Genomic DNA, 26,906 nt, shown 5'->3' on the forward strand with positions numbered 1-26,906 from the left:
CATCGTTCGTCCTGAGCGGAGCGCGGAGCGCGACGTCGAAGGGCAAAGGGCGATCCCCCGCCACGTCGCCATCATCATGGACGGCAACGGCCGCTGGGCCGCCAAGCGCTCGCTGCCGCGGGTCGCCGGGCATCGCGCCGGGGCCGAGGCCGTGCGCCGGACGATGCAGGCAGCGGTCGACAGCGGGGTCGAGGTCCTCACCCTCTACGCCTTCTCGAGCGAGAACTGGCGGCGCAGCGAGGACGAGGTCAGCGACCTCAAGGGCCTGATGCGCTTCTACCTCGAGCGCGAGCTCGGCACGCTCCAGAAGGAGAAGGTCCGCCTTCAGCTGATCGGCGAGCCCGCGGCCTTCGGCAACGAGCTTTACGATCGCCTCCAGCGTGCGGTCGAGGAAACCGCCGCAAACGACCGGCTGACCCTGGTCGTGGCGCTCAACTATGGCAGCCAGGCTGAACTAGTCGGCGCCGCGCGCGAGCTTGCCCGCCAGGCCGCCGCAGGGACGCTCGACCCCGAGGGCATCGACGTGCCGATGCTCGAGAGCCTGCTCCACACCCGCGACCTTCCGCCGCTCGATCTCCTGATCCGGACTTCGGGTGAGGTGCGGCTGTCGAACTTCCTGCTGTGGCAGGCGGCCTATGCCGAGCTTCATTTCACCGACGTCCTGTGGCCGGACTTCGACGAGGCGGCGTTCGGCGCCGCGCTCGCCGAATTCGCCCGGCGCCAGCGGCGGTTCGGCGGCCGATGAACGAAGTCGCACTGCGCTCCGTCACGGGCGTGCTGATGATCCTGACCGCGCTCACCGCCGAATGGTTCGGCGGGACCGCCTTCGCGATCCTCGTCGCTGCGGCCGCGACCGCCATCTATTACGAATGGTCGAAGATGGTCCGGGGCTGGGGCCTCGGTTGGCATGTCGCCGGCTTCATCTTTGCCTTGCTCCCAGCGCTCGCCCTCCTTTGGGTGCGCGAGCGGGCAGGGGTGCCGGTTGGGTCAAAGGGCTTCGAACTCGTCCTCTGGGCCTTCATCGTCACCTGGAGCGCCGACATTGGCGCTTTCTTCACCGGACGCACCTTCGGCGGGCCCAAGCTCGCGCCGACGATCAGCCCCAACAAGACAATCTCCGGCCTTGTCGGCGGCCTTGTCGCGGCAACGCTCCTGTCTGGCATCTGGGCGGTGAACCGCCAGCTCGACTGGGCCTGGCTGGTGCTCGCGCCCGTCTTCGCCGCGGCGGCGGCGGCGGGCGACCTGTTCGAAAGCTGGATGAAGCGCAAGGCTGGGGTCAAGGACAGCGGGCGGATCCTGCCCGGCCACGGCGGCGTGTTCGACCGGCTCGACGGGCTGGTCCCGGTCGCCGTCCTCACCGCGCTGGCGGTGCTCGCGGGTCTCGGCTGATGAAGCGCATCGCCATCCTCGGCGCGACCGGCTCGATCGGCCGCTCGACCCTCGATCTCGTCGAAGCCGCACCCGAACGTTTTGCCGTCACCGCACTGACCGCGGCGACCAACGTCGCGCAGCTCGCCGACGATGCGCGCCGGACCCGCGCCGAACTGGCGGTCATCGCGGACCAATCCCGCCTTGCCGAACTCGAAGCGGCACTCGCGGGCTCTGGGATCCGCGCCGCGGCGGGCGAAGCGGCGCTCGCCGAAGCGGCGACCTCGGCCGACCTCGTCATCGCCGCGATCGTCGGCACCGCCGGGCTCGCCCCGGTCATGGCGGCGGTCCGCGCCGGCAAGACCATCGGCCTCGCCAACAAGGAAGCGCTCGTCTCGGCGGGCGAGCTGATGCTCGAGGAGGCCCGCCGCACCGGTGCGACCCTGCTTCCTATCGACAGCGAACATAATGCGATCTTCCAGTGCCTTGCGGGCCAGGATTGCGACCGCGTCTCGCGCCTGATCCTGACCGCGAGCGGCGGACCCTTCCGCACTTTCACGGCCGAACAGATGGCCCGCGTCACCCCGGCGCAGGCGGTCGCGCATCCCAATTGGTCGATGGGCGCCAAGATCAGCGTCGACAGCGCGACCATGATGAACAAGGGGCTCGAGCTGATTGAGGCGCACCACCTGTTCGCGCTGCCCGAGAGCCGGATCGACATCCTCGTCCACCCGCAGTCGGTCATCCACAGCCTCGTTGAATATGCCGATGGCTCGATGCTGGCGCAGCTCGGCTCGCCCGACATGCGCGTTCCAATCGGCCATATCCTCGCCTTTCCCGAGCGGATGGCGACCGGCGCGCGGCGGCTCGACCTGCTTGCAGTCGCGCGGCTCGATTTCGAGGCGCCCGATCCGTTGCGCTTCCCCGCGCTCCGGCTTGCCCGCGAGGCGCTTCGCCGCGGCGGGGCGGCGCCGCTCACTCTGAACGCGGCGAACGAGGTCGCAGTCGAGGCCTTCCTCGGCGGCGCAATTCACTTTGCCGCCATCGCCGAACTGGTAGAGAAGATGCTGACCGATATGGACAGGCCACTTCCGACCAGCATCCCCGATGTCCTCGCGCTCGACGCCGAGGTGCGCGTGCGTGCCCGCGAAGCGCTTCGGGATGTTGCTGCCTGATGCTCGAAACGCCGCCTATCTGGTTCATCCTGCTGGCGTTTCTCGCGGCTCTTGGCCCGCTCGTCTTCATCCACGAATATGGCCATTACATCGTCGGCCGCTGGTTCGGGATCGGGGCGGACACCTTCTCGATCGGCTTCGGCCGCGAGGTCGCGGGCTGGACCGACAAGCGCGGAACCCGCTGGAAGGTCGGCTGGCTGCCGCTTGGCGGCTACGTCAAGTTCGCGGGCGACATGGACCCGGCCTCGATGGGCAAGGACCTCGACAGCCTGCCCCCGGACGAGCGGCTCCGCGCCTTCCACGCGAAACCCGTGTGGCAGCGCGCGCTGGTCGTCGCGGCGGGACCGATCGCCAATTTCATCCTGGCAGTCCTGATCTTCGCCGCCTTCATCGCCGTCTATGGAGCGCCGCGCACCCCGGCGGTGATCGCGACCGTCCTGCCGGGCTCGCCAGCCGCGGTGGCCGGGCTTCGGCCGGGGGATCGGATCCTTTCCGCCAACGGCAGCGCGATCGACGACTTCAACGAACTGTCCGACTATGCCCGGCTTCGCCCCGGTGAGCAGATCACGCTGACCGTCACCCGCGACGGCGTCGCCCGCGACGTCTCGACCAACCTCGCCACGGTGATGGAGGAGGATCGGTTCGGACAGAAGTTCCGCATCGGCCGCCTCGGCATCGGCTCGCCCAAGCGGGTCTACGAGAAGGTCGGCCCGCTCGCGCTCCTGCCGGAGGCCGTGAAGGTCACCGGCAATGTCATCGAGGGGACCGCGCTCGGCCTGTGGCAGATCGTCACCGGCCGACGTCCGCTGACCGAGCTCGGCGGTCCAATCAAGATGGCGCAGGTCGCCGGCCAGGTCGCCAGCATCGGCATGTTCGAATTCGTGCAGCTGCTGGCCTTCTTCTCGATAAACCTCGGGTTCATCAATCTCCTGCCAGTCCCGATGCTCGACGGGGGACATCTCGCGCTTTACGCGGTCGAGGCGGCTCGCCGCCGTCCGCTGGAAGCGCAGGCGCAGGAGTGGCTGTTTCGCGGCGGACTGGCCGCTCTTCTGACCTTGATGCTGGTCGCGACCTTCAACGATTTGGGGTCGATCGGTCTGTGGCAGGCATTGGGGCGATTGTTGGGCTGACGTACGCTTGATTAAAGCAGGTTGGCGGGGCAGGGGCCGCCCGCTAGAGGCAAGCAGGCATTCGCAAAGCCGTCCGAACGGACGCATCATCAGGCATTTTCCGATGGCGGGGAACGATTACGTGAGTTCAGAGGCGAACAAGGCTTTGACCAGGCGGACGCAGGCAGCGCTGCTGCTCGGCACCATCATCGGCGGTTGGACCGCTCCGGCACTGGCCCAGACGGCCGCGTCGGCGACCACGGCCCCGGCGCCCCAGGCGGCGCCAGCCCCGGCCCCGGCCGTGGCCCAGCAGCGGATCATCCGTAGCGTCGCGGTCCGCGGCGCGCAGCGGCTGGAGGCGGAAACAGTCCGCTCCTATTCGCAGCTCCAGCCCGGCCAGCCCTACGACAGCGAGACGCTCGATGCGGCGATCAAGGCGCTGTACGACACCGAGCTGTTCCAGGATGCGCAGATCACCGGCGTCGACACCGGCAACCTCGTCATCGAGGTGCGCGAGAATCCGGTCGTCAACCGCATCGTCCTCGAGGGCAACAAGCGCCTCAAGGAAGACAAGATCCGCCCCGAGATCCGGCTCGCGCCGCGGCAGATCTTCACCCGCTCCAAGGTCCGCGCCGACGTCGAGCGCATCATCGAGCTCTACAAGCGCCAGGGCCGCTACGGCGCCCGGGTCGAGCCGAAGATCGTCAACCTCGACCAGAACCGCGTCGACCTGGTGTTCGAGATCCGCGAAGGCGACCTCAGCAAGGTCCGCGCGATCAACATCATCGGCAACGACAAATTCTCCGACGGCCAGCTCCGCAAGGAGATGTACACGCGGGAATCGGGCGGCCTGCTCGGCTTCCTCAAGTCCAACGACACCTATGATCCCGACCGTCTCGCGGCCGACCAGCAGAAGCTTCGCGCTTTCTACCTGACTCAGGGCTATGCCGACTTCCGCGTCGTCTCGGCGCTCGCCGAGTTGACCCCGGACCGCCGCGACTTCGTCATCACCTACGTCGTCGAGGAAGGCCCGCGCTACAAGTTCGGCGACATCGCCGCCGAATCCGAACTGCGCGACTTCAAGAACGACACGATCCTGGCGCTCGCCGGAATCAAGAAGGGCGACTGGTTCAACGCCAAGGCGATCGAGGACGCGGTCACCCGTCTCAACGAATCGGCGGGTCTCCTCGGCTACGCCTTCACCGAGATCGACCCGGCCTATGACCGCCAGGCCGACACACGGACGATGAACATCACCTTCCGGGTGGGCGAGACCCCGCGCACCTACGTCGACCGGATCAACGTCAGCGGCAACACCGGCACCCGCGACAAGGTCATCCGCCGCGAATTCCGCGTCAACGAGGGCGATGCCTTCAACACCCTCAAGGTGAAGCGCAGCCAGGACCGCATTCAGAGCCTCGGCTACTTCCAGGAGAAGCTGGAAGTGAAGCAGGAGCAGGTCGCTCCGGACCGGGTCGCGCTCAATGTCGACGTCGAGGAGAAGCCGACCGGCCAGCTCCAGGTGTCGGCGGGCTATTCGAGCCTCGAGCGCTTCATCCTCGCGCTGTCGGTCGAGCAGAACAACTTCCGCGGCATGGGCCAGTCGCTCTCCGCGGGCGTCAACTATTCGCGCTATTCGAAGTCGGTGAACCTCGGCTTCACCGAGCCTTATCTGTTCGACAAGCAGATCCTGCTCGGCGGCCAGATCTATCGCCGCGACTTCAGCAGCTTCAACTATATCGGTAGCGAGCGGAACCGGACCTACAGCCAGGTCCAGACCGGTGGCGGCTTCTCGCTCGGTTTCCCGATCAACGAATATATCAACTTCGGGACCCGCTACACGCTCAACCTCGACGACATCACGCTCGACAAGGATACCTTCTACACCGACCTCGACGGCAGCGGCCCGGGTGGCCTCGTCTGCGATCCCGCCAAGGCCGGCCAGTATCTCTGCGACGAGTTGGGCAAGCGAACCACCTCGCTGGTCGGCTACAGCCTGGTCTATGACAACACCAACGGCATCCGCGCGACCCGCGGCCAGCGGATGGTGTTCAGCCAGGACTTCGCCGGTCTCGGCGGCTCGGTGAAGTATCTGCGCCAGCGCGCCGAAGCGACAAAATATTGGGGCCTCGGCCGCGGCTTCATCCTCTCGGCGCGCGCCGAGGGCGGTTACATCCATGCGCTCGAGAAGGCCCGTCGTCCGGAGCTCGACCCGATCCGCATCTCGGACCGCTTCTTCACGCCGCAGCTGCGCGGGTTCGACCTGCGCGGCATCGGCCCGCGCATCCGCCGCACCAACTATACGGGTGACGGCACGACGCTCGAGGAGAAGGGCCGGATCACCGACGCGCTCGGCGGCCGCGCTTACTACCAGGGCCGGCTCGAGCTCGAGCTCCCGCTCGGCGCGGGCGCGCGTAACCTCGGCCTCCGCCCGTCGGCCTTCATCGACGTCGGTTCGCTGTTCAAGCTGCGCTCGCCGACGCTGGCGAACGTGCCGGGCGTCTGCACCTTCGTGGTCGGCACCGGTGACACCGCCACCGTCACCAACATCCCGCTGGTCGCGGGCCAGAGCCAGAGCAATTGCGCGACCCTCCCGGGCCGTCCGACCGGCTCGGCCGACCCGACCTTCACCCCCGGCTATCGCGAGGAATATCTCGGCGACAGCGCCAAGCCGCGTCTCTCGATCGGCATCGGCGTCAACTGGACCTCGCCCTTCGGCCCGCTCCGCATCGACCTCGCCAAGGCGATCCTGAGCCAGGAAGGCGACGACACCAAGCTCTTCCAATTCAACGTAGGGACTGCATTCTGATGACCAACAAGTTCGTGCTTGCGGCGCTCGGCGTCGTTGCCGTGGCCGCTCCGGCCGCCGCCCAGAACCGCCTTCCGGCCGCAGTGATCGCGGTGGTCGACACCGACCGCATCTACACCGAGTGCACCGCCTGCAAGTCGGCCGTGTCGCAGCTGCAGACCCAGGCCAATTCGATCCGTTCGCGCCAGCAGGCGCTGGCCGCCCCGATCGAGACCGAGGGCAAGGCCATCCAGGCCGCCGTCGACGCGCTCCCGGCCGCCCAGAAGCAGAACCCGCCGGCGGCCCTTTCGCAGCGCGTCCAGCGCTGGCAGCAGTCGCAGCAGACCGCGAACCAGGAGCTCGCCCGCCTGCAGCAGAACCTCCAGTCGACGCAGGCCAATGTCCGCCAGCAGATCGACGCTCGCCTCGGCCCGATCATCAACCAGGTCATGACCCAGAAGGGCGCCAACGTGTCGATCGACACCAATGCGACCCTCGCCCGCGCCAACAGCGTCGACATCACCACCGATGTCCTCGCCGCGCTGAACCAGCAGCTTCCGTCGGTCAGCGTCACTCCGCTGCCGCAGCAGGCCGCGCCGGCGCAGCAGCAGCGTCCGCAGGGCCGCTAAGCCGATGAGCGACGGGGGCAGCACCACCAGCAACGCGCCGCGCGACATTCGTGCGGTGATGGCGGCGCTGCCCCATCGCTATCCCATGCTGCTCGTTGACCGGGTCGCCGAACTGGTCCCGGATGAGCGCATCACCGCCATCAAGGCGGTGACGATCAACGAGCAATTCTTCCAGGGGCATTTCCCCGGCCGTCCGATCATGCCGGGCGTGCTGATCGTCGAGGCGATGGCGCAGGCCGCCGGCGTGCTCGCGGTCGAGAGCCTCGGCCTCGCCGGCTCTGGCAAGCTCGTCTACTTCATGGCGATCGACGGGGCGAAGTTCCGTACGCCGGTCGAGCCGGGCTGCCTGCTCGAGCTGAAGGTCAGCTTCGTCCAGAAGCGCAGCAGCGTCTGCAAGTTCGCCGGCCAGGCCTTCGTCGACGGCAAGCTTGCCGCCGAGGCCAATTTCACGGCGATGATCGCCGATCCGCCGAAGCACTGAGCGTCCAGCCGGTCGCTGCCGGCTCGACCCCGAACACCTGCCGGAATGCCGCCGATCCGAGGATCGCGTCCGGCGTGCCGTCGGCCACCAGCTTCCCGTGTCCCAGCATCAGCAGGCGGTCGAAGCCGCCCACCAGTGACAGATCGTGGACCGAGGCGATCACTGCGGCGCCCTCGCGCGCGATGTCGTCCAGCAGCGCAAGCGTACGCAGGGCCCAGGCCGGGTCGAGGTTGGACAGGGGCTCGTCGAGCAGCAGAAGTCTGGGCCGCGGCGCGAGCGCCCGGCCGAGGAGCGCGCGCGCCCGTTCGCCCGTCGACAGTCGGTCGACGGCCCGCTCCGCCAGGGCCTCGAGATCGAGGATCGCCAGCAATTCCTCCACTCGCGCCGGATCGGGCCGGTCGAGCCCTAGCGCGACGACGTCGCGCACCGGGATCGGCCACGCCATGTCGCGGGACGCAGGAAGAAAGGAGAGCAAGGCGCGGCGACGCGCGGGGCTGAGCAAGCGCAGGCTCTCGCCGCCGATTTCGAGCGCGTCCGCCTCGCCGTCGATCCCCGCGAGCGCCCTCAGCAGGCTGGTCTTGCCGCTGCCGTTCGGCCCGATCAGCCCGATGCGCTCGCCCGGCGATACGGCAAGATCGAGCGGGGCGAGCCTGCCGGGAACGGCGAGGCCGCGCGCTTCCAGGAGTGACGTCATGCCGTCAGCCTCCAGCGCATCCGCAGCAGCACCCAGAGGAAGAGCGGGGTGCCGGCAACCGCGGTCACCAACCCGAGCGGGATGCTCCGGCCAAGCGGGGCGACGCGGGTGAGGAGGTCGGCGGCGGTCAGCAGGATCGCCCCGAGGAGCGCGGCGGGGAGGAGCGCCCGTCCCGGATGCCCGCGGGTCCAGCGCCGCGCGATGACGGGGGCGATCAGCCCGATGAAGCCGACCGCGCCCGCAACCGCGACGCAGGCCCCGACCGCAATCGCCGCGGCGATGACGACCTCGCGCTGGAGCCGTCGCGGATCGGTGCCGAGCGAGGCGGCGACATCCTCCCCGAGGGTCAGCCGGTCGAGCGCGCCGGCACGGGTCGCAAGGAAGGCGCAGGCCAGCCCGGCAGGAATGAGCGCGGCGGCGGCCTGGGGGAGGCTGCGGTCGACGAGGCTTCCCATCAACCAGTCGAACGCCTCGTAGAAAGCGAAGGGCGAGGGGGCGAGGGCGAGCGCGAGACTGGTCGCGGCCCCGGCGGCGAGGCTGATGGCGAGGCCGGCGAGGAGCAGAGTGGATGTATCCGAGCGCCGTCCGGCAAGTGCGAACAGCAGGAAGAGGGCAAGGCCCGCCCCCGCGGCGCCGCTCGCGCCCATGGCGAGCGGACTGACGAAGCCGAGGAAGCTGCTCCCGACCACCGCGCCCAGTGCCGCGCCGCTGCTCGCGCCGGTAAGGTCGGGCGAGGCGAGGGGGTTGGCGAACAAGGCCTGCAGCGCCGCGCCGGTCAGCCCCAGCGTCGCGCCATAGCCGAGCGCGAGGAGCAGACGGGGCAGGCGAAGCTCGACAAGGACGAGATTGCGGACGGCACCCGGGCCTTCGAGCGGGCCAAGCGGCCAGAGCATCGCCAGCGCGGCCAGGACGAGCAGCAGGCCAAAGCCGAAGAGCGGTGCCGGGCTCCGGGTCACCGCCGCAGCTTCCTCAGCCGGGTGACCTCGGCCAGCATCGGCAGACCGCCGCAGGTCCAGGGGCGGCCATCGGTGGATATTGTTCGGTCCTGCAGTCGGCGCACCAGCGGATGGGCGAACCAGGCCGTGGCGCGGCTCGCCTGGCGCGCGCGATAATCGCTTCGGATCAACAAGCTGGGCGGGCTTGCTGCGAGCTCTTCCAAGGACAGGCGATTGCCACGAAGCGCCCGCTGGCGATAGCCCGCGAGCGCGAGCCAGCGCGCGCCGAGCCCGTCTGGGGCAAGGCTCAGCCCGCCGCCGGTGGCGAAGGCCGCGTCGCGCAGGGGCGGGCGGCTGGCCTCGAGCCGGGCGAGCCACGCCCGCCAGGGCCGTGCCGCCTCGGGCCGGCCGAGCGCGGCGGCGACCTGTTCGGCCTGCCCGACCGTCTCACGCGGGGTTGCGGCATAAGCGAGGTCGAGGAAACGATAGCCGAGCTTTCCCGCCAGCGCCGCCCGGGCCCGGCCGCTTCCCCCCATCGAGAGGATCAGGGTGGGGCGCCGCGGGGCGACGCTTTCGAGGCTGCCGTCGTTGCGCGGATAGCGCCGCGCCCGCTGCCACAGGGCGGTCTCGTCGGGCGTTTGGCTGAGATGGCTGACCGAGACGATCTGCTCCGGCCGCGCGAGCAGCAGGAGCAGTTCGTCGGTGCACAGGTTGAGCGACGCGGCGCGGACGGCCGCGTCAGCCGCCAAGGCCAAGGCGAATGCCGGCATAGGCCGTCCTCCCTTCCGAGCGATAGCCGACCACGTCGACCGCTTTGTCGTCGAAGGCATTGGCTACCCGCGCGAAGACCTCCGCCTTGTCGCCCAGCATGTAGCCGACCCGCGCGCTTGCCAGCCAGTAGGGGCTGAGCCGGACCAGCGGGGCCGGGAAAAGGTCGAAGTCGCGGTCGCGGCGCGATCCGGTGTAGCTCAGCGCAGCGCCATAGCGGAAAGCGCCCGCCACGCCGTCGGCGGCGATTGACCCGCTTCGGCGCGGTCGGCGAAGCTCGCGCCCGGCGGGCTCGCTGGCATCGAGCGTCGCGAAGGTCGCGGTGAGATTGAGCCAATCGCCCGGGCTGTAGCCGGCTTCAAGCTCTACCCCCTGCCGCTTGCTCCGTCCCTCCGCATTCTCCGCCGAGGACAGGCCCGAGACGGGATCGTAGCTGTCGATGATCTCGTTGCGAAGCCGCTGGCGGTAGACGGTCGCGGCCGCGCGCCACGGGCCCTGATGACAGCGCAGCGAGACTTCGCCGCCCCGGCTGCGTTCGGGGCGAAGCGCCGGATTGCCCTGAAAGCTTCCGGGGAAGAAGCCGTAGAGGTCGAAGAAAGTCGGCTGCGCGATCCCCTCGCCCCAGTTGGCCGCGAGTTGCAGCCCGCCGCCGATTGTGACCAGCGCGCCCACGCGGACCGTGGTCGCATCGCGAAAATCGCTGAACGCATCGTGGCGAAGCGCCACCGTCGCAACCACCGGCCCCGCCTCGCCGCGATATTCGCCGGTCACCGCCGATTGCTCGCGCGAGCGGCGCTGATTGGTGAAGCCGCCGTAGATGGTGTCGGAGGCGCGGAACTTCTCCTCGCTCCATTCCCCCGCAACGGTCAGCCGGTGGGCGATGCCACCCGCTTCGATCCGGCGGCCGATCTCGCCCGTGAGCGTGTCGCGCCGGCCCTTGGTGCGGTTCTGCCCCGCATCGTCGAGGAGGTTGCGATTCCGCGAGCTCAGCCGCGAGACGCCGGCCGAAGCGGTCCAGCCATCCTGTTCGAAGCGGAGGCCGAACCGCCCCGCGCCAAGCCGGTTGCGGCTTTCATCGCCGGTGTCGGCGCGGACGAAGAAGACGGGATCGAACCCGTCGAACTCCGACCGGGCGCGGATGGCGAAGCCGCTCGCCGAGAGGGTGAGGGGGCCGCGGGTCCAGTCGACCCGGCCGCGCAGCACGCCGTTGCGATAGCCGTCGCGGTCACCCGGGCCCCCGGCGAAGCTGTTGATCCCCCGCGCGCCCTGAAAGCCCACGGCAAGGCCGAGGGTGAGGCCGTTCCGCGCCAGGCCGGCCGATCCGCCGATCCGTGCAAAGCCGTGGCTGCCTGCCTCGGCGGTCGCGCTGGCGCCGGTCACCGGGCTTGCGGTCAGCGAGACCACGCCGCCGATGGCTTCGCTTCCCCACAGCGCCGACTGCGGGCCGCGGACCACCTCGATCCGGTCGGCAAGGTCGGCCGAAAGCAGCTCGAAGCGCGGCTCGTTGCCGGCGGCGGGATCGTTGGCGCGGATCCCGTCGATGAAGAGGAGGGTGTGATTGGCTTCCGCTCCGCGTAAGCGGAGCTGGGTCTGCGAGCCCGCGCTGCCCGACACCGACAGTGACGCGGACGGGGTCAGGCGAAGCAGACTGGCAAGCAGCGGTTCGCCGAGCTGGGTCGTGCGTTCGGTGCGGATGACGGTGACGCTGGACGGGGTCCGATCCTGCGCTTCGGGCGCGCGGGAGGCGGTAACGACGATGGTCTCCGCCGGGACCGGCGAAGGGGGAAGATCGGTCAGGAACAAGGTTCAGGCACTCCTCAAGACGACATTTCACTCAGTCGTCTCGGAGGCTGCTGCCACGTCTTCCGCCTGGCCCCGGACGGTCGATCGGACGACAGATCAGGCCGACGATCGGACTTGTCGCTGCATTCGGCAGCCACTCACCGTTCCGGGCAGAGCGCCGGAGTTGCACCGGCTTCCTCGGGTCCTGATCCCGCGCGCCTTGTCCGCGCTCCCTGCCTGCCTTGTCAAGAAAGCCCGTAACGGTTAGAGGGCCGCGACCTTTTCAAGGCTGGTCGGAACCAGCCGCTATCCCAAGGAAACGACCCATGAAGAACGGCGCTCATCCCGATTATCACTTCATCACCGTCGAGATGACCGACGGCACGAAGTTCCAGACCCGTTCGACCTGGGGCAAGGAGGGCGACACGCTTCACCTCGACATCGACCCGACCGCCCACCCGGCCTGGACCGGCGGCACCGGCAAGATGCTCGACGCGGGTGGCCAGGTCGCGCGCTTCAACAAGCGCTTCGGCGGCCTGACGCTCGGCAAGAAGTAAGCCGGACTCATCGTCAGATGAACAAGGGACGCCTGGCTCCGACCCTGGAGACCGGGCGTCTTCTGTTACGGCCCTGGCGGCGGGAGGATTTCCGCCCCTATCACGCGATCATGAGCGAGCCCGCCGTGCATCGCTTCTTCGGTCCCGAACCCATGGGGCAGGAGGAATGCTGGCGCCGTCTCTGCGCCGCGATGGGCAATTGGCACATGAACGGCTTCGGCGGCTTCGCGGTCGAGCGGAAGGCCGACGGCAAGCTGGTCGGCAATGTCGGCGCCTTCACCGCCTGGCGCGACTTCGAGCCGGAGTTCGGGGACGAGCCCGAGATGGGCTGGATCTTCGCGACCGAGACCCATGGCGAGGGCATGGCGTTCGAAGCCTGCAGCGCTTTGCTCAACTGGGCGGAGGCGACGCTCGACCCGACGCCCGTCTGGGCGATCATCAGTGAGGGCAATGAGCCGAGTTTCCGCCTCGCCGCAAGACTCGGCTTCAAGCCGCTGCAAAGCATCGATTATCACGGCCCCACGACGGTCCTGCAGCGCCCGTCCTGGTAAGTCACGCGAACCCTTGCGGTTCGTTTTTGCTTGACTAGTAGGATTTGAACGGGCCTTCTCGTTCCGGTCGGTGCAGCGCGACTGTGCCGAGCGCGGGGGGCTCGCGGCGGGTCGGACCTATTGGTCGCGCCCGCCGCGGTTTCGGCCGGGCGGTGCAGTCAGCCGGGAAGCGGCGCGATCACGCAATTATCAGACGGTCCCGGCAAGGACCCCGACGACGGCGCCATCCTGCCGTGGTCCCAGCGTGCCCATCCGGGCCAGCTCGAGCCCCCGGGCGATCATGCCACCTGGCTGATCATGGCCGGGCGCGGCTTCGGCAAGACCATGGCGGGCGCCGAATGGATCGCGGCCAAGGTCCGCGAGGCCGAGGGGCCGATCCGCTTGGCGCTGGTCGCGGCAACGATCGAGGAAGCGCGGCAGGTGATGGTCGAAGGCTATAGCGGCCTCCTCGTCGTCGCCCCCGACATCATCGACCGCTTCCATTCGAGCAAGGGCGAGCTTCACTTCAAGAATGGCTCGATCGCCAAGCTGTTCAGCGGCGCGAGCCCCGAGAAGCTACGCGGCTTCCAGCATCACCACGCCTGGTGCGACGAACTCGCCAAGTGGAAGAAGGGCGTCGACACCTGGGACAATCTCCAGTTCGGGCTCCGGCTTGGCGAGGAGCCCAAGGTGGTGGTCACCACCACGCCCGCCGCCTCGCCCGCGCTCGAGCATATCCTCAATGCCTGCGACACGGTGGTCAGCCGCGGCACCACCTTCGACAATCCGCACCTGCCGAAGCGCTTCCTCGACAAGATGGAGCGCGACTATGGCCATACCCACAAGGGCCGGGTCGAGCTCTATGGCGAGATGCCGCCGCCCGAGGGCGCGCTCTGGACTCCCGAGATGATCGCCGCCAGCCGCAGCGACGAGCCCTGGCCGGCGCTCGACGATGTCGCGATCGGGGTCGATCCGCCGTCGGGCGGGGGCGTGTGCGGGATCGTCGCCTGCGCCCGCGATCCCGCCGGCACCTATCATGTGCTCGCAGACCACAGCGTCGGTGAGGCAAGCCCCGCCATCTGGTCGGGCCGGGTGGCCGATGCCGCGCGCTCCTACGAGGATCTGCTGAGCGACGGGCGGGCGGTCCAGATCGTCGCCGAGGGCAACCAGGGCGGGACCATGGTCGAGGACGTCATCCTCAAGCAGCCGGGAAGCGCGCTCAAGGTCGGGCTGGTCCACGCCCATGTCAGCAAGTCGGCCCGGGCCGAACCCATTGCCATGCTGTTCGAAAGCGGGCGGGTACGGCTTCACGGCAGCTGGCCCGAGCTCGAGCGCCAGCTGTGCGGGCTGATCGCGGGCGGCGGCTATGACGGACCGGGGAGGAGCCCCGACCGGGCCGACGCGATGGTCTGGGCGCTGACCAGCCTCAGCCTCAGCGCCGGGCGGACGCGGGCACCGCCGTGGCTTCGCTCGCTTCGCTGAGCGCGCGCCGGTCGGCCTCGCGCTTGGCCAGCGCCTTGCGATCGGGCTTGCCGATGAGCGTGCGCGGCAGATCGTCGAGGATCTCGATTTCGGCGGGACGTTCATGCTTGCCGACGCGGACGCTCACGGCCTTGAGGATTGCCGCCGGATCGGTCTCATGGTCTTCGTGGAGCACGCAGAAGGCCTTGGGCCGCTCGCCGACGCGGGGATCGGGGATAGCGATGACCAGCGCTTCCTTGATCGCCGGATCCTTGAGCAAGGCGGCCTCGACCTGGCTCGGGAAGACCTTGAACCCGCCGACGTTGATCATGTCCTTGGAGCGGTCGACGAGTCGAAGATAGCCGCCCGGTTCGACGAAGCCGAGGTCGCCGGTGTGGAGCCAGCCGTCGGCGAGTGGCTCGGGCCGGCCGTCCGCAGCGCGCCAGTAGCCGGTCATCACCTGCGGTCCCCGAATGAGGATCTCGCCTGCTTCGTCGGCGCGGAGCTGGCGCTCGGGCTGCTCGGCGTCGCAGATCCTGATCTCGGTCCCGGGAAGGAGCAGACCGGCGGTCCCGGCGCGGGTCTCGCCGACGTACGGATTGACCGACACGACCCCGCTGGTCTCGGTCAGCCCATAGCCCTCGAGCACCCGCGCGCCGGTCATGTCCTCGAACCGCTCCTTCAGCGCCGACGTCATGGCGGCACCGCCCGAGAAGCATTGCTGGACCGTGGCGAAGCTCGTCCTGGCGCAATCGGGATGGTCGATCATCGCCTGGTACATGGCCGGCACGCCGGCGAGGTCGGTCAGCTGGTTGCGGCGAATGGCGGCAAGCGCCTCGCCGGCGTCGAACCGGGCAAGCAGCGTGATCGTCCCGCCCGACAGCATCGAGCGATTGAGGACGCAGCTGTTGGCGAAGATATGGAAGAGCGGCAGCGCGCCAAGGACCCGGCCCTCGCGGACGCCATGGCCGGGATCGATCGCGGCAAGCTGCTGGGCGTTGGCGGTGAGGTTGGCATGGGTCAGCGCCGCGCCCTTGGGCACGCCAGTGGTGCCGCCGGTATATTGGAGGAGCGCGATGGCCGCCGGGTCGACCGCAGGAAGCGGCTGCTGCCCGGGGTCAGACAGGAGGCGCTGCCAGCTGCCGATCCGGCTGTCGCTCGGAAGGACCTGGCGCTCCTTGCGCTTCAGCAGGCGGAAACCGAGCGCCTTCGCCGCAGGCAGCACCTCGGGAAGGTTGCCGACCACCAGCTGCCGGACGAGGCCATCGTCGAGCAGCCGCTGGATTGGCGACCACAGCTTGGCGAGGTCGAGGCAGACCATGATCTCGGTCCCCGAATCACGCGCCTGGAAGGCGACCTCGTCGGGCGAATAGAGCGGCGAGAAATTGACCACGGTCGCGCCGGCGAGGAGGGCGCCATAATAAGCGATCGGATAATGGGGGGTGTTGGGCAGGAACAGGCCGACGCGCGTGCCCGGCTTCACGCCGAGGGCGAGGAAGCCCTGCGCCGCCGCCAGCGCATCGCGGTGGAGCTTCCGATAGCTCCAGATCCGGCCCATGAAGTCGAGCGCCGGGCGATCGCCATAGCGGGCCGCGCTGCGGGCGAGGATCTCACCCACTGGCATCGGCTCGGGCGTCCAGCCCTTCGGCACCGGGTGGCCTGTCATGCCCACTTCACCGTCCACCGCTCGCTCCCTTATTTCACGCTCACTGACAACATTGTCAGTGACAAGAGGTTAGCGCGCGGTAACGAGCCTAGAGCGAACGGGCAATCAGCTCCTTCATGATCTCGCTCGTCCCGCCGTAGATCCGGGTCACGCGGGCGTCGCGCCACAGGCGGGCGATCGGATATTCGTTCATGTAGCCCGCGCCGCCATGAAGCTGGAGCGAGGCGTCGCAGGCGGCGAATTGCAACTCGGAATGCCACAGCTTCGCCGCGCTCGCCTCGGCGGGGGTGAGCTGGTGGCGAAGGTGCCGCTGGATCGCCCAGTCGAGATGCGCCCAGCCGACCTGCAGCTGCGCCTTGAGGTCGGCGAGGGTGAACTTGGTGTTCTGGAAGTCGAACACGGTCTTGCCGAACGCCTTGCGATCCTTGGTGAAGTCGACCGCGAGGTCGAACGCCCGCTGGGCCGCCGCCTGGCACTGGACCGCGATCGAGAGGCGCTCCTGCGGAAGCTGGTTCATCAGCATGGGGAAGCCCCCATTCTCGGCGCCGAGCAGGCGGTCGGCGGGAAGGTGGACTTCGTCGAAGAAGAGCTCGGACGTGTCGTTGCCGTGGAGGCCGATCTTGTCGAGGTTGCGGCCGCGGGTGAAGCCTTCATCCCCCGTCTCGACGAGGAAGAGCGAGATACCGCGCGCGCCGCCTTCCTCGGTGGTCCGGGCGCAGACGATGACGAGGTCCGCGGCCTGGCCGTTGGTGATGTAGGTCTTGCTGCCCGACAGGCGCCAGCCGTTGCCGTCCTTGCGGGCGATGGTCTTCATCCCCTGGAGGTCGCTTCCCGCGCCCGGCTCGGTCATGGCGATGGCGGTGATCGCCTCGCCCGTGACCATCCGCGGGAGCCACTTCTTCTTCTGCTCCTCGGAGCCGTAGGCGAGGATGTAATCGGCAACGATGTCGCTCTGGAGCGAGAAACCGGCCGCGCTTCCAGCATAGCTCACTTCCTCGCTGACGATGGCGTTGAAGCGGAAGTCGAGGCCGGTGCCGCCATATTGCTCGGGCACCGTCGGGCACAGCATCCCCGCTTCGCCCGCCTTCAGCCACGCCTCGCGCTCGACGATGCCCTCGCGCTCGTGGCGGTCGGTGTCGAGCCCGCCGACGACGCGCCTCACGGTGTCGCGAAATGCCTCATGCTCGGGTTCGAACAGGATCCTCGTCGCGGTATCGAGCACGTCAGTCTCTCCTTGCCTTTGCCGCAGCCTACGGCCCAAGACGGCAAAGGAAAGGGGAAGCGATGCCGGGCGCGCTTGGCGGACTGACGATCATCGAGATGGCGGGACTGGGGCCCGGCCCCTTCGCGGGGATGATGCTCGCCGACCATGGCGCGCGGGTGATCCGGGTCGAACGGCCCGGCAATCTCAGCGTCCCCAACGATCCACTGACACGAAATCGCGAAAGCATCGCGCTCGACCTCCGGCAGGAGGAGGGGAGGGCGATTGTCCGGGCGCTGGCCGCCAGGGCCGATGGGCTGATCGAAGGCTATCGCCCGGGCGTGATGGAGCGGCTCGGGCTCGGGCCGGAGCCGCTTCGCGCCGACAATCCCAGGCTCGTCTATGGGCGGGTGACGGGTTGGGGGCAGGCGGGACCGCTGGCGCAGGCCGCGGGGCATGACATCAACTATCTCGCGCTCACCGGCTTGCTCTCCTGCATCGGTGAGCCCGACCGGCCGCCAGTGCCGCCGCTCAATCTCGTCGCCGATTATGGCGGGGGCGGGCTGATGCTCGCCTTCGGGATGGTGGCGGCTTTGCTCCATGCGCAGCGGAGCGGTGAGGGGCAGGTTATCGATGCGGCGATGACCGACGGCGCGGCGCTGACCGGTGCGCTCATCTACGGGCTTCGCGCGGCGGGTGCCTGGCGCGACGAGCGGGGGGCCAACCTGCTCGACGGCGGGGAACCGGTCTATGGCTGCTATGCCTGCGCCGACGGCAAGCCGATCAGCGTCGGCGCGATCGAGCCGCAGTTCCGTGCCGCGCTCTATGCCGGGCTCGGGATCGCGCCAGGATCGGGGCGCGAGGCCATCGCCGCGGCCTTCGCCAGCCGGCCGCGTGAGGCCTGGATTGCGCAGTTCGAGGGCGAGGATGCATGCGTCGCGCCGGTGCTGGACCTCGCAGAAGCCCCCGACCATCCGCACAATGTGGCGCGCGGGACCTTCGTTGCAGTTGGCGGTGTGGTTCAGCCCGCGCCGGCCCCGCGGCTGGAGGATACCCCCGCTGCGGCGCCGCGCCCGCCTCGCCGCGAGGGCGAGGATGGCGCGACGATCCTCGACGAACTTGGTTATGACCCCGAGGCCATTGCCGGCCTTCGCGAGACGGGAGTGCTGCGTTGAACCCTGCCTTCGAGGCCATGGACATCAGCATCTTCGAGAAGATGAGCCTTGCCGCAGCCCGGCACGGGGCGGTCAACCTCGGCCAGGGCTTTCCCGATTTCGGCTGGCCCGAACCCCTGCTGGACGAGGCCGCGCGGCTCCTGCGGGAGGGCAGCAATCAATATGCGCCTTCGCGCGGGCTCCCGGCCCTGCGCGAGGCGGTCTGTCAATTTTATTCAGTGCGACAGGGGCTTGCGGTCGATCCTTCGCAGGTGGTCGTCACCAGCGGCGCGACCGAGGCGATCGCCTCCATCCTCTTCGCCAGCCTCGACCGGGACGACGAGGCGATCATCGTCGCGCCGGCCTATGACGCTTATGCCCCGCTGATCCGGCGGGCCGGGGGCAAGGTCGCGGAGGTTGCACTGCGGCCACCGAGCTGGCGCCTGACCGAGGAGGCGATCGCCGCGGCGGTGACCCCCCGGACGCGGATGCTCGTCATCAATAACCCGCACAATCCGACCGGCCGCCTGCTCGACGCCGAGGAACTGGCGGCAGTGGTGACGGTCGCGCGGCAGCACGACCTCCTCATTCTCAGCGACGAGGTGTGGGAAGAAGTGCTCCCGCCGGGGGCGTCCTTCACCTCGCTGGCGGCGCTGGCGCCCGAGCGGGTGATCAAGGTCGGGTCGGCGGGCAAGATCTTTTCGCTCACCGGGTGGAAGGTCGGCTGGCTGATCGCGCCTGCCGCGCTCGCCGACGTCATCGCGCGGGCGCACCAATATCTGACCTTCGCGACCGCGCCCAACCTTCAGGCGGCGGTGGCGGTCGGGCTCGGCCATCCCGAATGGCTGGCCGAGGCCCGGACCGGGTTCGCGCGCGCTAGGAAACGGCTGGCGCAAGGACTTGAGAATGCCGGTTATGCGTTGTTGCCGAGCGAGGGGACCTACTTCCAGTGCGTCGACCTTCGCGCCTCTGGCATCGGCCTCGACGACGTCGCCTTCGCAGAGCGCGCGGTGAGCGAGGCAGGGGTGGCGGTGATTCCGCTGTCGCCCTTCTACGAGACGGCGCCCGAACGCGGGCTGGTGCGGCTCTGCTTTGCCAAGCAGGACGCGACGATCGACGCGGGGATTGCGGCCATGGCGCGGGCAAGGGCGCTTTAGTTTTCCTGCGAAGGCAGGAGCCTAGTGCCTTTTGCTCTGCCTCCGCAGGGGAACGGTCAGCTTGCGCTCCAGCTCAGCCGTTCGCTTCGAGCCGCTGGCGCAGATAGGGATCCTCGGGCGGGCGGATCAGCATCTTCCAGCGGCGCTTATGCCGGCTCGCCCAGGGAACGAGCTCGTGCGCTTCGAGCGGATGGGCGAGGAGATAGCCCTGGACGAGATCGCATTCGAGGGCGCGCAGCGCGGCGAGCTGCTCGACCGTCTCGACCCCCTCGGCGGTGACGGCGAGACCAAGGCCGTGGGCAAGCTCGATCACCGAGCGGACGATCACCTGGTCGTCGCGGCTAGTCGCGAGCCCCGTGACGAACTGGCGATCGATCTTGATCTCGGTGAAAGGGAGCTTCCTCAGCTGGATCAGCCCCGAATAGCCGGTCCCGAAATCGTCGATGGCAAGCCCCACGCCCTTGATCCGGAAGCGGGTCAGCGTGTCCATCAGCTTGATCAGCGGCTGGGTCGCGCCCTCGGTCAGTTCGAGCACCAGCCGCTCGGTCGGCACGTCCAATGCGCGGCACAGGCGTTCGACGAGGTCAGGAAAGTCGAGCTGCTCGAGGCTCATCGCCGAGATGTTGACCGCGACGTCGGTGTCCAGCCCCTCGTGATGCCAGTCGCGCCACTGGCGAAGCGCGGTGCGCAGCGCCCACTGGGTGAGGTCGTCGATCAGCCCATGATCCTCGGCCAGCGACACGAACTGGATCGGTGGGACGGCGCCCAGGGTCGGATGCTGCCAGCGGACAAGGGCCTCGACCCGCACGAGGCGCCCGTCGTCGGTCGCGACCTTGGGCTGGTAGGCGAGCCTCAGGCCCCCCGTCGCCAGCGCCCGCTCGAGGTCGTCGAGCAGTCGCCGCTCCTTGGCATTCACGGGACCAGGCCCGGCTTCAGCGAATGGAGCAAAGTCTCGAGCTCGTCGAGGCGAACCGGCTTCTCGAGCGGGCCGACCATGGTGAGCCCGAGCGCCGAGCCGAGGCGGAAGGCGCTTTCGAGCACGCGCCGGTCGAAGCCGGAGACGATCAGCACGGGTCCGGCGAAATCATGGTCGGCGAGGAAACGGAGGAATTCGACCCCGTCAGTGTTGGGCATGCCGAGGTCGAGCACGACCGTTTCGGGCCGCCGCGCGGTGAAGGCCTGCTCAAAACCCTGCCGGTCCGACGCGATCGCCGGGACATAGCCGCACAGCTCCGCCGCTTTTGCGACGAAGTCGGCAAGGGCCGGTTCGTCATCGATGACGAGGAGGCGGGGTCTGTCGGCCATTGGACCAACCCTTCAAGCCTTTGTGCCGGACATGCAACCGCTTCTTAACCTGCCGCGGCGTAAAGCGATGCCAATGCGCTCAGCGATGAGCCTCACTTAAGTCCCAAGCGCCCCGCGAGGAGACCGAGACGCGTGTTCCACAGTCTGATCCGTCGCCGTAGCCGGCATGCGGCCGAGGTCGACGCCGCGGCGTTCGATTCGACCACCGTTTCCCTGAGCCTCGCCGTGCCGCGGCCGCCCGAGCGGCGCAGCGACGACCGGGTCATGCCGACCCTTCGCGTCGCCAAGATGACCAGCGCCTTTGGCGAGCAGCTCATTCGCCTCCGCAACATGTCGGCAGGCGGGGTCATGGCCGATTGCTCGCGCTGCCCGCCGATCGGCGAGACGGTGACGGTCGAGTTCAACGGCCAGTCGATCCCGTCGAGCGTGGTCTGGATCCGCGAGGGACTGATCGGCCTCAAGTTCGACCAGGGCGTCGACCTTGGCGAGCTGTTCGCCGGCCGCAAGCCGCGCCACGGCTTCCGTCCGCGTCCGCCGCGCCTCGAGGTCGGCTGCTCGGCGACGGTCAAGCTCAAGAAGCTCTATTACAAGGTCGAGGTCCACGACATCAGCCTTGGCGGCATGAAGGTCGGCCCGATCGACGAATATTGCATCGGCGAGCCGGTGGTCGTGGTGGTCGAGAGCCTGCGCCCGATCCGCGGCGAGGTGCGCTGGTACAGCGATCGCCGCGCCGGCATCGTGTTCGACAAGGAGCTGACCTTCGACGAGCTCGCCGAATGGGTAGGCAAGCGCCTCGAGCTCGCCAGCCTCAAGGCAACCTTCAAGCACTGAACCCTTGCCTTGCGCCGGGCGTGCGACACGCCATATCCGCTCCGAAACAAGGAGTAGATAATGGCGCAAGAGCAAGCGATCCTGGCCGGCGGATGTTTCTGGTGCACCGAAGCGGTGTTCCTCGACGTGGTCGGCGTGTCGGGGGTCGAGAGCGGCTATATCGGCGGGCAGACCGTCAACCCGACCTACAAGCAGGTGTGCGGCGGCGATACCGGCCATGCCGAGGCGATCCGGGTCAGCTTCGATCCGGCCGAGATCAGCTATGGCGAGCTGCTCGACATCTTCTTCGCGACCCATGATCCGACCCAGCTCAATCGCCAGGGCAACGACATCGGCACCCAGTATCGTAGCGCGATCTTCCCGCTCACCGAGGCGCAGGAAGCCGAGGCCCGGGCCAAGATCGCGGCGCTGAACGAGGAGCAGGGCGGGCGGATCGTCACCACGATCGAGCCGGCCAGCGACTGGTATCCGGCCGAGGATTATCACCAGGACTATTGGGCCAATGAGGGCCAGCGCAATCCCTATTGCATGGCCGTCATCCCGCCCAAGCTGCAGAAGCTTCGCAAGAGCTTCCAGAACCGGCTGAAGGCGAGCGCGACCGCCTAGGCCAGGCGGCTGAGCGCGAAGGCGGCGAGAAAGCCCGTCACCGCGATCAGCCCGGCAAAATCGTGGGTGCCCTCGAAGGCTTCGGGGACCATCGTGTCGACGATCATCGCGAGGATGGCCCCCGCGGCGATCGCCTGCACGAAGGCGACCGCTTCGGGGGCAACGCCGGCAAAGGCGATGTAGCCGACGCCGGCGGCGATCCCCGAGGCGAGCGCGATGCCCGCCCACAGTGCCATGACCCCGCCGAGCTTCTTGCCTTCCGACTTCATGCCCGCCGCGCTCGACAGGCCCTCGGGGATGTTCGACAGGAAGACCGCGATCACCGCGACGAGGCCGACGCCCTTGCCGGCAAGCAGGCTGACCCCGATGACGATGCTCTCGGGAATGCCGTCGAGGAGCGCGCCCATCGCCAGCGCCGCGCCATTGTCGGGATGGTTCGCGCCCTGTTCGTCGCGGGCCTTGGACGGGCTGCGCTTCCGGTGCCGGGCGCCGCGGTGCGACAGCCAGTAATTGGCGAGGGTGTAGACGAGGGCGCCGGCGAGGAAGCCGCCCGCGACCGGCGCGAAGCCACCCTGCCGCCAGGCTTCGTCGATCAGTTCGAAGGACAGCGCGCTGATGAGGACGCCCGCGCCGAAGGCCATGATCGCGGCGATGGTCCGGCGCGACAGCGGCACGAACCAGCCGACCAGTGCCCCGAGGAGCAGCGCCGAACCCGAGAGGAGGCCCCACAGGCCGGCTTGCAGTGCCATTGGCATGATGGCGTAATGATCCTGCCGCCCGACGGTTGCCAGCCCGTTTTCCGACAAGCGGACGCGCCAGCCCCGGCGGCGCGTGCGCCGAGCCGACGAAAAGGCACTAGGCTCCTGCTTTCGCAGGAGAACATATCTGGTAGACCGCGCACATGCCGCGCCCCTGCTTCAAGCTCGAGAAGGACCATCCCTTGCCCCTCGCCGGGGTCGACGAGGCGGGCTGCGCGCCGCTCGCGGGGCCGGTGGTGGCGGCGGCGGTGGTACTCGACCGCGAGCGCTTCCCGCGCGGGATCGACGACAGCAAGAAGCTCAGCCTCGAGGCGCGCGAGGCGATCCACGCCAAGCTGATGGTCCAGGCCCGCTGCGGGGTCGGCATCTGCACCGTCGAGGAGATCGATGCGCTCAACATCTACTGGGCGCGGATGCTGGCCATGGCCCGTGCGGTCGAGGCGCTGGGCTTCGACCCTGCCTTCGTTCTGGTCGACGGTAACCGCTGCCCCAAGTGGGACCGGCCGAGCCTGCCGATCATCGCCGGCGACGCCAAGGCGCGCTCGATCGCCGCGGCTTCGATCGTGGCGAAGGTGACCCGCGACCGGATCATGGCCGATCATGCCCGCGACTATCCGGGCTATGGCTGGGAACGGAATCGCGGCTATCCGACCCCCGACCATCGCAGGGCGCTGCGCGACCTCGGCCCGACGCCGCTTCATCGCAGGACCTTCGGGCTGGTCCGCGAAGTGCTGGCCGAGCGCGCCCAGCCGAGCTTCGCCTTCGCCGCGGAGTAGCGCGCCGACGATCTTGGCGAGCCGAGTCCTTCGCGCCACACCACAGCTTCTTGAGTCCTGCTGACGGGCGAGGACTCAATATCTTGTGCCGAGCTCGTTGCGGACTCGTTCCGTTCCGGTCGCACGCCCGGGGCCGTTAACCCTTTCGTCGTTGACCGCGAGTCCGGGGGGACTCACCATGGCGGACGAAGCAGGGGACCTACCTTACCATGAACCTCGTACTGCCCGTCCGGGACATGCCCGTCCGCGCCCGCAAGAAGCCCGCCGCCGATCCGAGCGGGCGGATCATCGCGGGCGACTGCATCGCCGAGATGCGCAAGCTGCCGGCCAAGAGCGTCGACCTCGTCTTCGCCGACCCGCCCTACAACCTTCAGCTCGGCGGCGACCTGTTCCGGCCCGAGGGCGGCCGCGTCGACGCGGTCGACAATGACTGGGACCATTTCGACAGCCTTGCCGCCTATGACGCCTTTACCCGCGAATGGCTGACCGAGGCTCGCCGCGTGCTCAAGGACGATGGCGCGATCTGGGTGATCGGCAGCTACCACAACATCTTCCGGGTCGGATCGGCGCTGCAGGACCTCGGCTACTGGATCCTCAACGACATCGTCTGGCGAAAGTCGAACCCGATGCCCAATTTCCGGGGGACGCGCTTCACCAACGCGCATGAGACCCTGCTCTGGTGCTCGAAGAGCCAGGACAGCAAATATACCTTCAACTATCGCGCGATGAAGGCGCTCAACGACGATCTCCAGATGCGTTCCGACTGGGTCCTGCCCATCTGCTCGGGGTCCGAGCGGCTGAAGGGTGGGGACGGGCACAAGGCGCATCCCACCCAGAAGCCCGAGAGCCTGCTCTATCGCGTGCTTCTCGCCTGCACCCAGCCGGGCGACACCGTGCTCGATCCCTTCTTCGGAACCGGGACGACGGGGGCCGTCGCCAAGCGCCTCGGCCGCAAGTGGATCGGGATCGAGCGCGAGCCCGACTATCTCGCCGCTGCCGCCGCGCGGATCGAAGCAACGCTGCCGCTCGACGAGAGCGCGATGGAGACGGTGCCCGACAAGCGCTCGCAGCCGCGGGTCGCCTTCGGATTGCTCGTCGAGAGCGGGCTCATCGCGCCGGGCACAATGCTGATGGATTCGAAGCGGCGCTGGAAGGCGGCAGTGCGGGCCGACGGCTCCCTGTCCTGCGGTCCGCACACGGGGTCGATCCACAAGGTCGGCGCCGGGCTCAACAATGCGCCGAGCTGCAATGGCTGGACTTACTGGCATTTCGAGCGCGGCGGGCGCCTGCTTCCGCTCGACACGCTCCGGCAGGAACATCTGGCTTCCCTGACCTGATCTCGATGACCTTTCGAACCATCCTGAAGCCGACCGGCTTCGTCGACGCTCCCTTCGGCCATGACGGCAAGGTCGCACGGCTGGCGGGGACCATGTTGTGGTTCTCGGTAGTCGAGCTGCTGCAGGTCGGCGGGGATGGCAGGGTGACGAGCGAACTGGTCCCGGTCGAGCGGATCGAAGACCGGCTCGAGGATGACGTCATGGCGGCGAACTGGGCGGCACTGACCAGCCCCCGTGCGCCGCTGCAGCTTGGCGGGCGGACCATCCGCCTTGACCAGCCGCAGCTGATGGCAATCCTCAATGCCACCCCCGACAGTTTTTCGGATGGCGCCAAGGCGGCGAGCGCGGAAGACGGCTTTGCCGCAAGCGAGGCCGGCGCCGCGATCCTCGACGTCGGCGGCGAAAGCACGCGGCCCGGCGCCCGGACCGTTTGGGAAGGCGACGAGATCGAGCGGGTGGAGCCGCTGGTGCGGTCACTGGCCGCAAGTGGGGCCGCGGTCTCGATCGACACCCGCAAGGCGGCGGTGATGGAGGCCGCGCTCGCCGCGGGCGCCGCGCTGGTGAACGATGTCTCGGCGCTGACCTATGACCAGCGTTCGGCCGAGGTCGTCGCCAGGGCCGGAGTCCCGGTCGTGCTGATGCATCACCAGGGCAGCCCCGAATCGATGCAGGACTCGCCGGCCTATCCGCGCGGGGCCCTGGTCGAGGTCTATTTCTGGCTCGAGGACGCGATTGCGCGCGCAGTGGATGCGGGGATCGACCGCGCGAAGATCATCGTCGATCCGGGCATCGGCTTCGGCAAGACCGTCGCGCACAACCTCGAGCTGATGAACGGCCTTCCGGCCTTCCACGGGCTCGGCTGCCCGCTGCTGGTGGGGGCGAGTCGCAAGCGGACCATCGGCGCGCTCCACAACGAGGCACCGGCCGACCGGCGGCTGGGCGGGAGCCTTGCGCTTGCCCTGAAGGCGCTCGACGGCGGCGCGCAGATCATTCGCGCGCACGACGTCTATGAAAGCGTTCAGGCGATGCGGGTGTGGCGCGGACTTCGCGACCAGGCGCTGACGCCGCGCCTCTAGGGCGCGACCGCGACGATCATCGGGCCGAGCCCCGAAAAGCTGTCCATCCGCCCGTTGACCGGGTCCCACAGGCTGCTGACTGAGCCGTCGAGATACAGCGCCTGACGGCAGCCGAGGGAATCGCGGAACAGCCGCGCGAACTTGCCGAAGCTGACCGCCGTGTCGCTGATCGCGAAGACCGCCGTGCCCGAGGTGTCGATGCCGACCCCATTGCGGACGAAGCGCGAGCTGCCGTCGGCGGCAAAGCGGGGATTGGTCTTGCCATCGATCACCAGCATCGGCCCGCTCTGCGTGGCGAGCCTGATGTCGGGCGAGGGGGTAAAGGCGGGGGTCGTCAGGATCTGCGGCTTGCCGTCCTTGCGGACGAGGAAGACACCGTTGGGCTGAAGGTGGAAGTTGCCGCCGCCATTGGTCCGGCGATTGATCGCATGCCACTCGCGGTCCTCGGCGACCGCGAGGCCGATCGGGCGACCTTCCTCGTCGAACATGCCGGCATTCATCGCGAAGCGAACCGAGGCGGCGCGGGCCCCGAGCACATGCTCGAGCGCGGCGAAGCTTCGGTACGGGCTCTCGTCGCGTCCGGCGACATGAAGCTCGAGCCGTGCACTGGGCTCGCTGCAGACGGTAAAGCTGTCGCCTTCGAAATTGACCGTGCGGCAGGGACCCTCGGCGGTTTCGGGCGCGGGCTCTGGACGCTTGCAGGCGGCGAGCAGCAGGACGAGGAGCAGGATCGCGTGCATCGGACCAGAACGCCGATGCACC

The 26,906-nt window shown here is 68.6% G+C and carries 27 protein-coding genes and 1 riboswitch; of the genes, 17 read left to right on the top strand and 10 right to left on the bottom strand.

What is annotated here, in order from left to right:
* Positions 1 to 76: 76 nt before the first annotated feature.
* From uppS to fabZ, 7 genes are all read left to right on the top strand, one after another.
* Positions 77 to 745, top strand: a complete 669-nt coding sequence (gene uppS, locus AC4GYU_RS09565; protein ID WP_491086910.1) for a polyprenyl diphosphate synthase — start codon at positions 77 to 79, stop codon at positions 743 to 745.
* Positions 742 to 1,389, top strand: coding sequence for a phosphatidate cytidylyltransferase (locus AC4GYU_RS09570; RefSeq protein ID WP_491086653.1), 648 nt, complete (start codon positions 742 to 744; stop codon positions 1,387 to 1,389). The genes uppS and AC4GYU_RS09570 overlap by 4 nt, the downstream gene beginning before the upstream one ends.
* Positions 1,389 to 2,543, top strand: coding sequence for a 1-deoxy-D-xylulose-5-phosphate reductoisomerase (locus tag AC4GYU_RS09575; protein ID WP_491086654.1), 1,155 nt, complete (start codon positions 1,389 to 1,391; stop codon positions 2,541 to 2,543). The genes AC4GYU_RS09570 and AC4GYU_RS09575 overlap by 1 nt, the downstream gene beginning before the upstream one ends.
* Positions 2,543 to 3,673, top strand: a complete 1,131-nt coding sequence (gene rseP, locus AC4GYU_RS09580) for an RIP metalloprotease RseP (protein WP_491086655.1) — start codon at positions 2,543 to 2,545, stop codon at positions 3,671 to 3,673. The genes AC4GYU_RS09575 and rseP overlap by 1 nt, the downstream gene beginning before the upstream one ends.
* A 145-nt stretch (positions 3,674 to 3,818) precedes the next feature.
* Complete coding sequence (gene bamA / locus AC4GYU_RS09585; RefSeq protein ID WP_491086656.1) at positions 3,819 to 6,461, top strand: outer membrane protein assembly factor BamA; 2,643 nt, start codon at positions 3,819 to 3,821, stop codon at positions 6,459 to 6,461.
* Positions 6,461 to 7,069: an OmpH/Skp family outer membrane protein gene (locus tag AC4GYU_RS09590; RefSeq protein WP_491086657.1), complete on the top strand. Its 609-nt coding sequence runs from the start codon at positions 6,461 to 6,463 to the stop codon at positions 7,067 to 7,069. Before bamA ends, AC4GYU_RS09590 begins: the two co-directional genes overlap by 1 nt.
* A gap of 4 nt (positions 7,070 to 7,073) precedes the next feature.
* A complete protein-coding gene (fabZ, locus tag AC4GYU_RS09595; RefSeq protein WP_491086658.1) occupies positions 7,074 to 7,550 on the top strand; it encodes a 3-hydroxyacyl-ACP dehydratase FabZ in 477 nt (158 codons plus the stop codon).
* Here the strand turns inward: fabZ and AC4GYU_RS09600 are convergent.
* Genes AC4GYU_RS09600 through AC4GYU_RS09615 form a run of 4 tightly spaced genes read right to left on the bottom strand, consistent with a single transcriptional unit; the run spans position 7,516 to position 11,750 of the window.
* Positions 7,516 to 8,244 carry an ABC transporter ATP-binding protein gene (locus AC4GYU_RS09600; protein ID WP_491086659.1) on the bottom strand — a complete coding sequence of 243 codons (729 nt, stop codon included), beginning with the start codon at positions 8,242 to 8,244 and terminating at the stop codon, positions 7,516 to 7,518. The two genes, fabZ and AC4GYU_RS09600, sit on opposite strands and share 35 nt — an antisense overlap.
* Positions 8,241 to 9,200: a FecCD family ABC transporter permease gene (locus tag AC4GYU_RS09605; RefSeq protein WP_491086660.1), complete on the bottom strand. Its 960-nt coding sequence runs from the start codon at positions 9,198 to 9,200 to the stop codon at positions 8,241 to 8,243. Before AC4GYU_RS09605 ends, AC4GYU_RS09600 begins: the two co-directional genes overlap by 4 nt.
* Complete coding sequence (locus tag AC4GYU_RS09610) at positions 9,197 to 9,928, bottom strand: substrate-binding domain-containing protein (RefSeq protein ID WP_491086661.1); 732 nt, start codon at positions 9,926 to 9,928, stop codon at positions 9,197 to 9,199. The genes AC4GYU_RS09605 and AC4GYU_RS09610 overlap by 4 nt, the downstream gene beginning before the upstream one ends.
* Complete coding sequence (locus tag AC4GYU_RS09615; protein ID WP_491086662.1) at positions 9,918 to 11,750, bottom strand: TonB-dependent receptor plug domain-containing protein; 1,833 nt, start codon at positions 11,748 to 11,750, stop codon at positions 9,918 to 9,920. Before AC4GYU_RS09615 ends, AC4GYU_RS09610 begins: the two co-directional genes overlap by 11 nt.
* Before the next feature lie 94 nt (positions 11,751 to 11,844).
* Positions 11,845 to 11,940, bottom strand: a riboswitch (adenosylcobalamin-variant (AdoCbl-variant) riboswitch).
* A gap of 115 nt (positions 11,941 to 12,055) precedes the next feature.
* On the opposite strand from AC4GYU_RS09615, the gene rpmE reads away from it, so the two are divergent.
* The 3 genes from rpmE to AC4GYU_RS09630 all read left to right on the top strand — a co-directional run bounded on the left by rpmE (position 12,056) and on the right by AC4GYU_RS09630 (position 14,298).
* The gene (gene rpmE, locus AC4GYU_RS09620) at positions 12,056 to 12,286 is read left to right on the top strand and encodes a 50S ribosomal protein L31 (RefSeq protein ID WP_491086663.1); all 231 of its coding nucleotides are present in this window, start codon (positions 12,056 to 12,058) and stop codon (positions 12,284 to 12,286) included.
* Positions 12,287 to 12,303: 17 nt separating this feature from the next.
* Positions 12,304 to 12,837: a GNAT family N-acetyltransferase gene (locus AC4GYU_RS09625; protein WP_491086664.1), complete on the top strand. Its 534-nt coding sequence runs from the start codon at positions 12,304 to 12,306 to the stop codon at positions 12,835 to 12,837.
* Positions 12,838 to 12,957: 120 nt separating this feature from the next.
* Positions 12,958 to 14,298 (top strand): terminase large subunit domain-containing protein, encoded by a 1,341-nt coding sequence (locus tag AC4GYU_RS09630; RefSeq protein WP_491086665.1) that lies wholly within the window; start codon positions 12,958 to 12,960, stop codon positions 14,296 to 14,298.
* Here AC4GYU_RS09630 and AC4GYU_RS09635 read toward each other — a convergent pair.
* Positions 14,249 to 15,961, bottom strand: coding sequence for an AMP-binding protein (locus AC4GYU_RS09635; RefSeq protein WP_491086666.1), 1,713 nt, complete (start codon positions 15,959 to 15,961; stop codon positions 14,249 to 14,251). The two genes, AC4GYU_RS09630 and AC4GYU_RS09635, sit on opposite strands and share 50 nt — an antisense overlap.
* 70 nt (positions 15,962 to 16,031) lie before the next feature.
* Positions 16,032 to 17,165, bottom strand: coding sequence for an acyl-CoA dehydrogenase family protein (locus tag AC4GYU_RS09640; protein ID WP_491086667.1), 1,134 nt, complete (start codon positions 17,163 to 17,165; stop codon positions 16,032 to 16,034).
* 62 nt (positions 17,166 to 17,227) lie between these two features.
* On the opposite strand from AC4GYU_RS09640, the gene AC4GYU_RS09645 reads away from it, so the two are divergent.
* Both AC4GYU_RS09645 and AC4GYU_RS09650 read left to right on the top strand, forming a co-directional pair.
* A complete protein-coding gene (locus AC4GYU_RS09645; RefSeq protein WP_491086668.1) occupies positions 17,228 to 18,319 on the top strand; it encodes a CaiB/BaiF CoA transferase family protein in 1,092 nt (363 codons plus the stop codon).
* Positions 18,316 to 19,455 carry an aminotransferase class I/II-fold pyridoxal phosphate-dependent enzyme gene (locus AC4GYU_RS09650; protein WP_491086669.1) on the top strand — a complete coding sequence of 380 codons (1,140 nt, stop codon included), beginning with the start codon at positions 18,316 to 18,318 and terminating at the stop codon, positions 19,453 to 19,455. Before AC4GYU_RS09645 ends, AC4GYU_RS09650 begins: the two co-directional genes overlap by 4 nt.
* A gap of 73 nt (positions 19,456 to 19,528) precedes the next feature.
* Here AC4GYU_RS09650 and AC4GYU_RS09655 read toward each other — a convergent pair whose 3' ends face one another.
* A complete protein-coding gene (locus AC4GYU_RS09655; RefSeq protein ID WP_491086670.1) occupies positions 19,529 to 20,371 on the bottom strand; it encodes an EAL domain-containing protein in 843 nt (280 codons plus the stop codon).
* Positions 20,368 to 20,760 carry a response regulator gene (locus AC4GYU_RS09660; RefSeq protein ID WP_491086671.1) on the bottom strand — a complete coding sequence of 131 codons (393 nt, stop codon included), beginning with the start codon at positions 20,758 to 20,760 and terminating at the stop codon, positions 20,368 to 20,370. Before AC4GYU_RS09660 ends, AC4GYU_RS09655 begins: the two co-directional genes overlap by 4 nt.
* Positions 20,761 to 20,892: 132 nt before the next feature.
* Here AC4GYU_RS09660 and AC4GYU_RS09665 point away from each other — a divergent pair, with 132 nt between their 5' ends.
* Together AC4GYU_RS09665 and msrA are read left to right on the top strand one after the other, a co-directional pair.
* Entirely contained in the window at positions 20,893 to 21,591 is a 699-nt protein-coding gene (locus AC4GYU_RS09665) for a PilZ domain-containing protein (RefSeq protein ID WP_491086672.1), read from the top strand.
* A gap of 60 nt (positions 21,592 to 21,651) precedes the next feature.
* A complete protein-coding gene (gene msrA, locus AC4GYU_RS09670) occupies positions 21,652 to 22,197 on the top strand; it encodes a peptide-methionine (S)-S-oxide reductase MsrA (protein ID WP_491086673.1) in 546 nt (181 codons plus the stop codon).
* Here the strand turns inward: msrA and AC4GYU_RS09675 are convergent.
* A complete protein-coding gene (locus tag AC4GYU_RS09675) occupies positions 22,194 to 22,952 on the bottom strand; it encodes a ZIP family metal transporter (protein ID WP_491086674.1) in 759 nt (252 codons plus the stop codon). The genes msrA and AC4GYU_RS09675 overlap by 4 nt on opposite strands.
* 146 nt (positions 22,953 to 23,098) lie before the next feature.
* On the opposite strand from AC4GYU_RS09675, the gene rnhB reads away from it, so the two are divergent.
* The 3 genes from rnhB to folP all read left to right on the top strand — a co-directional run bounded on the left by rnhB (position 23,099) and on the right by folP (position 26,144).
* Positions 23,099 to 23,731, top strand: coding sequence for a ribonuclease HII (rnhB, locus tag AC4GYU_RS09680; RefSeq protein WP_491086675.1), 633 nt, complete (start codon positions 23,099 to 23,101; stop codon positions 23,729 to 23,731).
* Between the two features lie 209 nt (positions 23,732 to 23,940).
* Positions 23,941 to 25,068, top strand: a complete 1,128-nt coding sequence (locus tag AC4GYU_RS09685) for a site-specific DNA-methyltransferase (RefSeq protein WP_491086676.1) — start codon at positions 23,941 to 23,943, stop codon at positions 25,066 to 25,068.
* Positions 25,069 to 25,073: 5 nt separating this feature from the next.
* Complete coding sequence (folP, locus tag AC4GYU_RS09690) at positions 25,074 to 26,144, top strand: dihydropteroate synthase (RefSeq protein ID WP_491086677.1); 1,071 nt, start codon at positions 25,074 to 25,076, stop codon at positions 26,142 to 26,144.
* Here the strand turns inward: folP and AC4GYU_RS09695 are convergent.
* Positions 26,141 to 26,884: a phosphodiester glycosidase family protein gene (locus tag AC4GYU_RS09695; protein ID WP_491086678.1), complete on the bottom strand. Its 744-nt coding sequence runs from the start codon at positions 26,882 to 26,884 to the stop codon at positions 26,141 to 26,143. The genes folP and AC4GYU_RS09695 overlap by 4 nt on opposite strands.
* Between the last annotated feature and the right edge of the window lie 22 nt (positions 26,885 to 26,906).

Source organism: Sphingomonas sp. SP2 (assembly GCF_058313385.1).

What these genes read in the sequence shown, in the direction of transcription:
- uppS (WP_491086910.1), top strand. Translation starts at nt 77, where the DNA reads ATGGACGGCAACGGCCGCTGGGCCGCCAAGCGCTCGCTGCCGCGGGTC.
- AC4GYU_RS09570 (WP_491086653.1), top strand. Translation starts at nt 742, where the DNA reads ATGAACGAAGTCGCACTGCGCTCCGTCACGGGCGTGCTGATGATCCTG.
- AC4GYU_RS09575 (WP_491086654.1), top strand. Translation starts at nt 1,389, where the DNA reads ATGAAGCGCATCGCCATCCTCGGCGCGACCGGCTCGATCGGCCGCTCG.
- rseP (WP_491086655.1), top strand. Translation starts at nt 2,543, where the DNA reads ATGCTCGAAACGCCGCCTATCTGGTTCATCCTGCTGGCGTTTCTCGCG.
- AC4GYU_RS09590 (WP_491086657.1), top strand. Translation starts at nt 6,461, where the DNA reads ATGACCAACAAGTTCGTGCTTGCGGCGCTCGGCGTCGTTGCCGTGGCC.
- fabZ (WP_491086658.1), top strand. Translation starts at nt 7,074, where the DNA reads ATGAGCGACGGGGGCAGCACCACCAGCAACGCGCCGCGCGACATTCGT.
- AC4GYU_RS09600 (WP_491086659.1), bottom strand. Translation starts at nt 8,244, where the DNA reads ATGACGTCACTCCTGGAAGCGCGCGGCCTCGCCGTTCCCGGCAGGCTC.
- rpmE (WP_491086663.1), top strand. Translation starts at nt 12,056, where the DNA reads ATGAAGAACGGCGCTCATCCCGATTATCACTTCATCACCGTCGAGATG.
- AC4GYU_RS09625 (WP_491086664.1), top strand. Translation starts at nt 12,304, where the DNA reads ATGAACAAGGGACGCCTGGCTCCGACCCTGGAGACCGGGCGTCTTCTG.
- AC4GYU_RS09645 (WP_491086668.1), top strand. Translation starts at nt 17,228, where the DNA reads ATGCCGGGCGCGCTTGGCGGACTGACGATCATCGAGATGGCGGGACTG.
- AC4GYU_RS09660 (WP_491086671.1), bottom strand. Translation starts at nt 20,760, where the DNA reads ATGGCCGACAGACCCCGCCTCCTCGTCATCGATGACGAACCGGCCCTT.
- msrA (WP_491086673.1), top strand. Translation starts at nt 21,652, where the DNA reads ATGGCGCAAGAGCAAGCGATCCTGGCCGGCGGATGTTTCTGGTGCACC.
- AC4GYU_RS09675 (WP_491086674.1), bottom strand. Translation starts at nt 22,952, where the DNA reads ATGCCAATGGCACTGCAAGCCGGCCTGTGGGGCCTCCTCTCGGGTTCG.
- rnhB (WP_491086675.1), top strand. Translation starts at nt 23,099, where the DNA reads ATGCCGCGCCCCTGCTTCAAGCTCGAGAAGGACCATCCCTTGCCCCTC.
- AC4GYU_RS09685 (WP_491086676.1), top strand. Translation starts at nt 23,941, where the DNA reads ATGAACCTCGTACTGCCCGTCCGGGACATGCCCGTCCGCGCCCGCAAG.
- folP (WP_491086677.1), top strand. Translation starts at nt 25,074, where the DNA reads ATGACCTTTCGAACCATCCTGAAGCCGACCGGCTTCGTCGACGCTCCC.
- AC4GYU_RS09695 (WP_491086678.1), bottom strand. Translation starts at nt 26,884, where the DNA reads ATGCACGCGATCCTGCTCCTCGTCCTGCTGCTCGCCGCCTGCAAGCGT.